Below are 8,948 nucleotides of genomic sequence, written 5' to 3' on the forward strand. Positions count from 1 at the left end.
TGACTTGCGCCCGGGGCGAGCTCCCGATGAGTCCCCGATATGGGCGTACGACGACCCGAAAGTCAAAGCCTTGCTTCAGAAGACCCGTGCGCTTCGGCGCGCCTCCGACGCGGCAGCCGCTCGCGCCACCGTCACCCGTACACCCCTCATCGCCCTCGGCGCCGCCACGGCCGCGCTCGTCGGCATCACCCTCAGCGTGGGCCTCGCCTCCGCTCCGGCGGCCGGAGCGGAGCGCTCCGACGCCACCTCCGCCGTCACGAGCCACGAGCTCGGCACCGAGCCCCTCACCCGTATCGCCGATCAGGCCGTCATGACGGTCTCGAACGCGACCGATGCGGTCGCCGCGGCGAAGAGCCTGTCCACGGAGGTCGCCGAGTCGGGCCTCGACGTGGGCGCGGCGGCGTCCGTGGACACCACCGCTCTCGAGGACGACCTGGAGACCCTCGCCGATCGATCCACCCTCCCGCTGGTCCTCATCACCGTGACGGCCGAGCAGGCCGAAGCCGAGACCGAGAAGGTCGTGACGGCCACCGCAGACCTCCAGAAGGCCTTCACGGCCGCGCAGGAGAAGAAGGCGGCAGAGGACGCCGCCCGCGCCGCCGAGGAGAAGGCGGCGGCCGCAGCGGCCGCGCTCGCCTCCGCGAACACGCCGGACGGGGCTCGGGCCACCGCACAGCAGATGATGGCCGACCGCTACGGCTGGGGCGGCGATCAGTTCTCCTGCCTGAACTCGCTGTGGAACAAGGAGTCCGGCTGGAACTACCAGGCGTACAACAACGACGGCGGAGCGACCGGCATCCCGCAGGCGCTGCCCGGCAGCAAGATGGCCTCGGCGGGTGCCGACTGGCAGACGAACGCCGCCACCCAGATCGCCTGGGGCCTGCAGTACATCGCCGATGCCTACGGCACCCCGTGCAGCGCCTGGGGACACTCCCAGGCCATGAACTGGTACTGAGCCGCAGAGCGGGCCCCCTCGCGGACGATTGCCCCTAGCCGTCACCCGACACGGACGCTACCGTGACAGGGAGACGGCTGGGGGCGTCGCGATTTCCGAGGAGGAATGGTGCTCGACCCCACCGTCTGGCTCGACGTCCCGCAGGAGGTCTCCACGGGCACGCTTCCCGGATGGGAGCGGGTGGACGAGCTCGTGCGGGAGGCGCACGCCCGGTACGCGGACGAGGTGTCCGGGGAGGTGGCGGACTACATCCCCGTCCTCGCCGCGGTCGATCCGGAGCTGTTCGGGCTCGCGGTGATCGAGGTGGGCGGCGGCATCCACGACGCCGGAGACGCGCTGCACGCGTTCTCCATCCAGTCGATCTCGAAGATGTTCGTCTACGCGCTGGCGATCCAGGAGCACGGCCACGAGCGGGTCCGCGAGATCGTGGGCGTCAACAACACCGGCCTCGCCTTCAACTCGGTCGTGGCGCTGGAGCTCAACGACGGGCATCCGCGCAACCCGATGGTCAACGCCGGGGCGATCGCGACCACGGCGCTGATGCCCGGCGCCACGGCGGTGGAGCAGTGGGAGCGCGTCCGCGAGGGGCTGTCCGCGTTCGCCGGACGACCGCTGAGCCTGGACGGCGAGGTCTACGCCTCCGAGGCCGGGTCGAACGAGCGCAACCGCGCACTCGGATGGCTGCTGCGCAGCTACGGACGACTGGCCGGCGATCCGGACGAGATCGTCGACGTCTACACCCGTCAGTGCGCGCTCAGCGTGACCGCGCACGATCTCGCCGTCATGGGGGCCACGCTCGCCGACGGCGGGGTCAACCCCGTGACGGGAGAGCGGGTGGTCTCCGCGGACGTCTGCCGTGACACGCTCGCCGTCGTCGCGGCGAGTGGGCTGTACGAGCGGTCAGGGGACTGGCTGTTCGAGATCGGCCTTCCGGCCAAGTCGGGCGTCTCGGGCGGCCTCGTCGCCGTCTCTCCCGGCAAGGGCGCCGTCGCCGGCTTCTCGCCCCGGCTGGACGAGGCGGGCAACTCGATCCGGTCGCAGATGGCGATCGGCCACCTGTCGCGGTCGCTGGGGCTGAACCTCTTCGCCTCCGCGCCCGCGCCCGCGCATGCCGGCGAGGCGCGTGTCTCGTCAGCCTCGGAAGGAGAGCGCTCATGACCCGCACGGCCCCCGCCCCCGCGAAGACGTCCTGGCTGCCGATGGTCAGCCTGTTCCTCGCACAGGTGCTCATGTCCTTCAACGTCGCAGCGCTGCCGATCTCCCTCGGCGGCATGGTAAGCGACTTCGGCGTCCCGCCGACCGTCGCGAGCACGACGATCGTGATGTACGGCCTCGCCGTCGCGGCGCTCGTGATGACCGGGGCCAAGCTCGGGCAGCGCGTCGGCTGGGTGCTGATCTTCCGCGTCGTCGTCGCGCTCTTCGCGGGGTCGGCCGTGATGATGCTCCTCGCCCCGACCGTCTGGTGGGCCATCGCCGGGCAGGCCGTGGCGGGAGCGGCCGCGGCGATCATCGTCCCCTCGATCGTGGCTCTGATCGCCGAGAACTACCGGGGCCCGCAGCAGGCCACGGCCATCGGCGCGATCGGCTCGGCACGCGCGATCTCCGGCGTCAGCGCCTTCCTCATCGGAGGGACGCTCGGGACGCTCGTCGGGTGGCGTCCGCTCTTCGTCATCGTGCTGGCGATCGCCGTCGCGGTCTTCGCGCTGAGCTTCACGCTGCGCGGCGATCGCGGCGATGCGGCGATCCGCATCGATCTCGTCGCGGCCCTCCTCATCGGCGCCGCGATCGTGCTGCTGACCCTCGGATTCAACAACCTGAACAGCTGGGGAGCGCTCGCGGCGGCGCCGTCCGCCCCGTTCTCGGTCTTCGGGCTCTCCCCGGCACCCCTCTTCATCGTGCTGGGGATCATGCTGGGCCAGGGGTTCTTCCTGTGGACGCGGCGGCGGATGGCGGAGGGCAAGGTGCCGCTGATCGATCTGAGCGTGCTGGGGTCGTCCCGGGAGCGCGCCGCGGTGTACGCCATGTTCATCGTCGTGGCGCTGGAAGCCTGCGTGAACTTCACGGTGCCGCTGTACATCCAGATCGTCCAGGGGCGGACGCCCTTCGACACCGCCCTCGCGATGATGCCGTTCAACCTCACGGTGTTCGTCACGGCGACGCTCGTCGTGCGGTTCTACACGCGCTACCCGCCGCGCACGATCGGCGTCTTCGGGTTCATCCTCACGACGGCGGCGCTCGTCTGGCTGTCCGTCGTGGTGACGAACAACTGGGAGACCGTGCCGACCATCGCCGGCCTCATCGTGTTCGGCATCGGCCAGGGCGCGCTCGTCACCCTGGTCTTCAACGTGCTCGTGACCGCGGCGCCGCCCGAGCTCGCCGGCGACGTGGGATCGTTGCGCGGCACCACGCAGAATCTCGCCTCCGCGGTCGGGACGGCGCTCGCCGGGGCGCTGCTGGTCTCGCTGCTCGCGCTCAACGTCGGACGCGCGGTCGTGGAGCATCCGGAACTGCCGCCGTCGCTGGTGTCGCAGGTCGACCTGAACGAGGTGAACTTCGTCAGCAACGACGAACTGCGTGCGGTCCTGGAGACCACGGACGCGACGCCGGAACAGGTCGACGCCGCGGTCGCCGTGAACGAGGAGTCGCGCCTGCGCACCCTCAAGCTCGGCCTGCTGATCCTCGCCGCGGTGAGCGCGCTCGCGATCCTGCCGGCGTCGCGCCTGCCGAACTACCGTCCGCACGAGATCCCGGACCCCTCGCCGGCCGGGCCGGGGGAGTGATCCTCAGCGGAGCTCGGAGATGAGCACGGCGCTCGTCCCGGGCGCGATGGCCTCGAACACGTGCGCCGCGTCGCCGGCATACGTCAGGTAGTCGCCCGGGTTCAGCACCACGGCATCCTCGGGCGGGCCGACCCGCGCCTGTCCGGCGATGAGGATCACGTGCTCGATCGTGCCCGCATGGTGGGGGTCCGAGCGTCGGGGGTCGCCGGGCTCCGCCTGGATGAGGTACACGTCGCGCCGGGCGCCCGGAGGGCTCGCGGAGAGGAGGGTGGCGCTGTAGGCGGCGGCAGAGGAGGGCACCCCCGCGAGGTCGTCGGCGCGGATGAGGGTGGGGGCGTTGGCCTGCTGGTCGACGAGCACCGCGAAGGGCACGCCGAGCGCGACGCCCAGCGCCCACAGCGTCTCGACGCTCGGGTTGCCGGCACCGCTCTCGAGCTGGGAGACCGTCGCCTTGGAGATGCCGGCCCGCCGGGCGAGCTCGGAGACGGACAGGTTCGCCGCCTCGCGCTCGCGGCGGAGCGTGCGGGCGATGCGGGTGCGGAGATCGTCCATGCGTTCATCATGGCAAACGATCGTTCGCTTGACTATGCATCCAGGCATGTTCAGAATGATGATCGTGTGTTCAGTGAAGCGAACGTCGTGGCGGAGCGGACCCCGATGACCGCCGAGCGCGAGGTGTGGCGCGAGGCGCTCGGCGTCGTGCTCGCGACGAGCGCCTACGGGATCTCCTTCGGCGCGCTCGCCGTGGCCGCGGGCCTCGACGTGTGGCAGACATGCGTGCTCAGTCTCCTGATGTTCACCGGGGGATCGCAGTTCGCCTTCGTGGGAGTCTTCACCGCCGGCGGACTGGCCGCCCTGCCCTCGGCGATCGCGTCCGCCGCCCTGCTCGGGGTGCGCAACGTCGCCTACGGGATGCGCATGTCGCCGGTCGTCGGCGGGGGACCGGCACGACGAGCGCTCGCCGCGCACTTCACGATCGACGAGTCCACCGCCGTGGCGATCGCGCAGGACGATCCGCGTCTGCGCCGGGTGGGCTTCTGGGTCACGGGTGTCGGCATCTTCCTCGGCTGGAACCTCACCACGCTCGTCGGTGCGCTGGTCGGCGACGTGCTCGGCGACCCGAAGGCGTGGGGTCTGGATGCGGCGGCGGCCGCGGCGTTCCTCGCCCTGCTGTGGCCGCGTCTGCGTCAACGGCAGGCGGTCGCCGTCGGGATCGCGGCCGCCGTGATCGCGGCCGCGCTCACCCCGTTCCTCCTGCCCGGACTCCCGGTGCTCGTCGCCGCTCTCGTCGCGATCGTCGTCGGATGGTTCAACTGGCTCGGAACGCCGCGACCCGCAGGCGCCGGCGAAGGGGAGGGAACCGCATGACCCTCTGGAGCGCCATCCTCCTCGCGGCCCTGATCTGCCTCGCCCTGAAGGCCGTGGGCTATCTCGTGCCGCCGAAGGTGCTCGAAGCGCCGCGCCCCGCCCGTATCTCCGATCTCCTCACCGTCGCGCTGCTCGCCGCCCTCGTCGCGGTGCAGTCGCTCGGCGACGGGCAGGCCATCACCGTCGACGCGCGTGTCCCCGCCCTGCTCGTCGCCGCGGGACTCCTCTGGCTGCGGCAGTCGTTCCTCGTGGTGGTGGCCGCCGCCGCCCTCGTCGCCGCGCTGCTGCGGCTGTTCGGTCTCGCCGCCTGACACGTCGTTCCGCCGGACAGCGCCCGGGTAGGATCGGGGGGTGCGCGGGAAGTGGTTGTCGAGGGTGCTGTCCTGGGTGGCTGCTGCCCTGGTGGGTGGGGTCTACGGCGTGGCCGGGACCATCGCACACAGCGTCATGTGGGGGCCGATCCCGATCGGCCTCATCGTCGCCGCCATCGCCTGCGCCGCGATCCTCATCGCCGTGCGGGCGCTCACCCATGACCGGGGCGCCGCCGTCGCCGCCGGACTCGGGATGCTGGGCATGATCGTGCTCATCTCGGGCGTCGGTCCCGGTGGCTCCGTCGTCGTGCAGGACACTCTCGCCGGGCGCATCTGGACCTATCTCGCCGCCGGCATCGTGCTGCTCGTCATCGCGTGGCCGTCGTTCTCCCGGCAGCCGGTCCGCCCCGCCACGCCGTCCTCGGAGGAACCCGAGGTCCACGGGTCGTAGACTGAGGGGGTGACGTATGTGATCGCCCTCCCGTGCGTCGATGTCAAGGATCGCGCCTGCATCGACGAGTGCCCCGTTGACTGCATCTACGAGGGCGAACGGTCGCTCTACATCCACCCGGATGAGTGCGTGGACTGCGGAGCGTGCGAGCCGGTGTGCCCCGTCGAGGCGATCTACTACGAGGACGACCTCCCAGACGAGTGGCAGGACTACTACAAGGCCAACGTCGAGTTCTTCGACGAGATCGGCTCGCCCGGAGGCGCCGCCAAGGTCGGCGTCTACCCGTTCGACCACCCGATCATCGCCGCGCTCCCGCCGCAGGGCGAGTAGGCCCGCTCCGTGAGCGTCCGCGACCTCGCCGACTACCCGTGGGACGCCGTGGTCCCGTATCGCGAGCGCGCCGCCCGGCACCCGGGCGGGCTCGTCGATCTCTCCGTCGGCTCGCCGGTCGATCCCACGCCGGAGATCGTCCGTCAGGCCCTCGCCGAGGCGACCGACGCCCACGCCTATCCGCAGACCGTCGGCACCCCCGCGCTCCGGGAGGCGATCGTCGACTGGTACGCCCGCCGCCGCGGCGTCCCGGACCTCCGGGCCGACAACGTGCTGCCGACGATCGGCTCCAAGGAGCTCGTCGCGCTCCTGCCCACGCTGCTGGGGCTCGGCGCCGGCGATATCGTGGTGCATCCTCGCGTCGCCTACCCGACGTATGAGGTCGGCGCGCGGGTGGCAGGGGCGACACCTCTCGCGGTCGACGACCCGGCGGAGTGGCCGGAGGGCGCCAAGCTCATCTGGATCAACACCCCGGGCAACCCCGACGGCCGCACCTGGACGGTCGACGAGCTCGCCGCGGCGGTGCAGCGGGCGCGGGAACTGGGCGCCGTGCTGGCCAGCGACGAGTGCTACGCCGAGCTCGGCTGGGACGGCCCCTGGGCGGACGAGGCTATCCCGTCGGTGCTCGACCCCCGGGTGACCGGCGGCACGCGGGCGAATCTGCTCAGCGTGTACTCGCTGAGCAAGCAGTCCAACCTCGCGGGGTATCGGGCGGCCTTCGTCGCCGGCTGCGCCCGCGTGGTCGGCGAGCTCCTCGCCACGCGCAAGCACCTCGGCCTCATGCCGCCCGCGCCGGTGCAGCAGGCGATGATCGTCGCCCTCGGTGACGACGCACACGTCGCGGCGCAGAAGGAGCTCTACCGTGAGCGGCGGGCGCTGCTGCTGCCCGCCGTCGAGGCTGCCGGCTTCCGCATCGACGGCTCGCAGGCCGGGCTGTACCTCTGGGCGACCGAGGGGCGCGACGCCTGGGAGTCGATGGCGCGTCTCGCCGACCTCGGGATCCTCGCGGGTCCCGGGCACTTCTACGGCGCCTCGTCGCCTGCGCACGTGCGGCTGTCGCTGACGGCGCCGACCGACCGCGTCGCGGAAGCGGCGCGACGCCTGCGCGGCGCGGATCTGTAGGATCCCTCCCTGTTACAGCCATCCCTTTGGCGGTTGTCACAGTAGGCCTGCGTGACGACTAGGCTGTAAAGGCGATTCGGTCGGCACCCGGCCCGGCGCTCGGCGCCAGAGATATCGCCAGTTCCGGCTTGATCAAGAACTTGCTGACGCCCGCGATGCCGGGGCGATCAGACAGAAGGAGGAGGTCCGCGTGAGCGCTGCGGCAGACCAGACGGCGAAGCTGACGATCGGCGACACCACCGCCGAATTCCCCCTGGTGCGCGGTACCGCGGGCCACGACAGCATCGACTTCTCGACGCTGACCCGTCAGACCGGCTACACCGGGCTCGACTACGGCTTCGTCAACACCGCCTCCACGAAGTCGGACATCACCTTCATCGACGGCGACAAGGGCATCCTGCGCTACCGCGGCTACCCGATCGAGCAGCTCGCCGGCAGCACCAGCTACCTCGAGGTCGCGTGGCTGCTCATCTACGGGGAGCTCCCGTCCGCCGGAGAGCTGGCCGAGTTCGACGAGAAGATCCGTCGGCACACGCTGCTGCACGAAGACCTCAAGCGCTTCTTCTCCGCGCTGCCGCACACCGCGCACCCCATGTCGGTGCTCTCCTCCGCCGTCGCCGCCCTGTCGACGTACTACGAGGGGCAGACCGACCCGCACAACCCCGAGCACGTCGAGCTGAACACCATCCGCATGCTCGCCAAGCTGCCGGTCATCGCCGCCTACGCGCACAAGAAGAGCGTCGGCCAGGCGTTCCTCTACCCGGACAACTCGCTCGGTTTCGTGGAGAACTTCCTCAAGCTGAACTTCGGCGTGAACTCCGAGCCGTACGAGATCAACCCGACCATGGTGAAGGCCCTCGAACTGCTGCTCATCCTGCACGAGGACCACGAGCAGAACGCCTCGACCTCCACGGTCCGCCTCGTCGGCTCCACGGGAGCCAACCAGTTCGCCTCCGTCTCGGCCGGCATCCAGGCCCTCTCCGGGCCCCTGCACGGCGGCGCGAACGAGGCCGTCCTCACGATGCTCGGCCAGATCCGCGACTCGGGCCAGAGCGTCTCCCGGTTCGTCGAGCGGGTGAAGAACAAGGAAGAGGGCGTGAAGCTCATGGGCTTCGGGCACCGGGTCTACAAGAACTACGACCCGCGCGCCAAGCTCGTCAAGGAGGCCGCGGACGAGGTGCTGAGCTCGCTCGGCGTCACCGACCCGCTCCTGGACCTCGCGAAGGAGCTCGAGGAGATCGCCCTCGCGGACGACTACTTCCGTGAGCGTCGCCTGTATCCGAACGTCGACTTCTACACGGGCGTGATCTACAAGGCGATGGGCTTCCCCACGCGGATGTTCACGGTCCTCTTCGCGATCGGCCGCCTGCCCGGCTGGCTCGCCCAGTGGCGCGAGCTCCAGCTCGACCCGCAGACGAAGATCGGCCGTCCGCAGCAGCTCTACACCGGGTCGCCGGAGCGCGCCTTCCCGACGCGCTGAGCGCGGCGCCGCAGACGACGAAGGCCCCCTCGCACCGGAGTGCGAGGGGGCCTTCGTCATCGTCAGGCGCGAGCCGGGATCAGCGTCCCTGGCCGCCGCGCGCGCCCTGGCGGCCCTGGCCGCCCTGGCGCTGCGCACCCGGCGCGCCCTG

Annotated in this window: 10 protein-coding genes; 9 read left to right on the top strand and 1 reads right to left on the bottom strand. The window is 71.0% G+C overall.

Annotated elements, in window-relative coordinates; all coding sequences use genetic code 11:
• The first annotated feature begins 70 nt into the window (after positions 1–70).
• From AC2W7E_RS13890 to AC2W7E_RS13900, 3 genes are all read left to right on the top strand, one after another.
• On the top strand, positions 71–955 hold the full coding sequence (locus AC2W7E_RS13890) for an aggregation-promoting factor C-terminal-like domain-containing protein (protein ID WP_485989342.1): 885 nt from the start codon (positions 71–73) through the stop codon (positions 953–955).
• Between the two features lie 105 nt (positions 956–1,060).
• Positions 1,061–2,113: a glutaminase A gene (glsA, locus tag AC2W7E_RS13895; protein ID WP_126894002.1), complete on the top strand. Its 1,053-nt coding sequence runs from the start codon at positions 1,061–1,063 to the stop codon at positions 2,111–2,113.
• Positions 2,110–3,735 carry an MFS transporter gene (locus AC2W7E_RS13900; RefSeq protein WP_485989343.1) on the top strand — a complete coding sequence of 542 codons (1,626 nt, stop codon included), beginning with the start codon at positions 2,110–2,112 and terminating at the stop codon, positions 3,733–3,735. The genes glsA and AC2W7E_RS13900 overlap by 4 nt, the downstream gene beginning before the upstream one ends.
• A 3-nt stretch (positions 3,736–3,738) precedes the next feature.
• On the opposite strand, the gene AC2W7E_RS13905 is transcribed toward AC2W7E_RS13900, so the two are convergent.
• Positions 3,739–4,287: a helix-turn-helix domain-containing protein gene (locus tag AC2W7E_RS13905; protein ID WP_025102949.1), complete on the bottom strand. Its 549-nt coding sequence runs from the start codon at positions 4,285–4,287 to the stop codon at positions 3,739–3,741.
• Positions 4,288–4,392: 105 nt separating this feature from the next.
• On the opposite strand from AC2W7E_RS13905, the gene AC2W7E_RS13910 reads away from it, so the two are divergent.
• The 6 genes from AC2W7E_RS13910 to AC2W7E_RS13935 all read left to right on the top strand — a co-directional run bounded on the left by AC2W7E_RS13910 (position 4,393) and on the right by AC2W7E_RS13935 (position 8,797).
• Positions 4,393–5,103 (top strand): AzlC family ABC transporter permease, encoded by a 711-nt coding sequence (locus AC2W7E_RS13910; RefSeq protein WP_485989347.1) that lies wholly within the window; start codon positions 4,393–4,395, stop codon positions 5,101–5,103.
• Positions 5,100–5,414 (top strand): AzlD domain-containing protein, encoded by a 315-nt coding sequence (locus tag AC2W7E_RS13915; protein ID WP_025102951.1) that lies wholly within the window; start codon positions 5,100–5,102, stop codon positions 5,412–5,414. Before AC2W7E_RS13910 ends, AC2W7E_RS13915 begins: the two co-directional genes overlap by 4 nt.
• Positions 5,415–5,454: 40 nt before the next feature.
• Positions 5,455–5,865, top strand: a complete 411-nt coding sequence (locus AC2W7E_RS13920; RefSeq protein ID WP_060922743.1) for a hypothetical protein — start codon at positions 5,455–5,457, stop codon at positions 5,863–5,865.
• Positions 5,866–5,874: 9 nt separating this feature from the next.
• Positions 5,875–6,195 (top strand): ferredoxin, encoded by a 321-nt coding sequence (fdxA, locus tag AC2W7E_RS13925; protein ID WP_017203330.1) that lies wholly within the window; start codon positions 5,875–5,877, stop codon positions 6,193–6,195.
• A gap of 9 nt (positions 6,196–6,204) precedes the next feature.
• Positions 6,205–7,317 (top strand): succinyldiaminopimelate transaminase, encoded by a 1,113-nt coding sequence (dapC, locus tag AC2W7E_RS13930; protein WP_485989344.1) that lies wholly within the window; start codon positions 6,205–6,207, stop codon positions 7,315–7,317.
• Between the two features lie 190 nt (positions 7,318–7,507).
• On the top strand, positions 7,508–8,797 hold the full coding sequence (locus AC2W7E_RS13935) for a citrate synthase (RefSeq protein WP_025102954.1): 1,290 nt from the start codon (positions 7,508–7,510) through the stop codon (positions 8,795–8,797).
• Positions 8,798–8,948: the final 151 nt, after the last annotated feature.

The organism is Microbacterium sp. CFSPD4_SD4, from assembly GCF_057364585.1.

Excerpts from the sequence above, each read along its gene's own strand:
- AC2W7E_RS13900 (WP_485989343.1), top strand. The coding sequence starts at position 2,110 with ATGACCCGCACGGCCCCCGCCCCCGCGAAGACGTCCTGGCTGCCGATG.
- AC2W7E_RS13905 (WP_025102949.1), bottom strand. The coding sequence starts at position 4,287 with ATGGACGATCTCCGCACCCGCATCGCCCGCACGCTCCGCCGCGAGCGC.
- AC2W7E_RS13915 (WP_025102951.1), top strand. The coding sequence starts at position 5,100 with ATGACCCTCTGGAGCGCCATCCTCCTCGCGGCCCTGATCTGCCTCGCC.
- AC2W7E_RS13910 (WP_485989347.1), top strand. The coding sequence starts at position 4,393 with ATGACCGCCGAGCGCGAGGTGTGGCGCGAGGCGCTCGGCGTCGTGCTC.
- glsA (WP_126894002.1), top strand. The coding sequence starts at position 1,061 with ATGGTGCTCGACCCCACCGTCTGGCTCGACGTCCCGCAGGAGGTCTCC.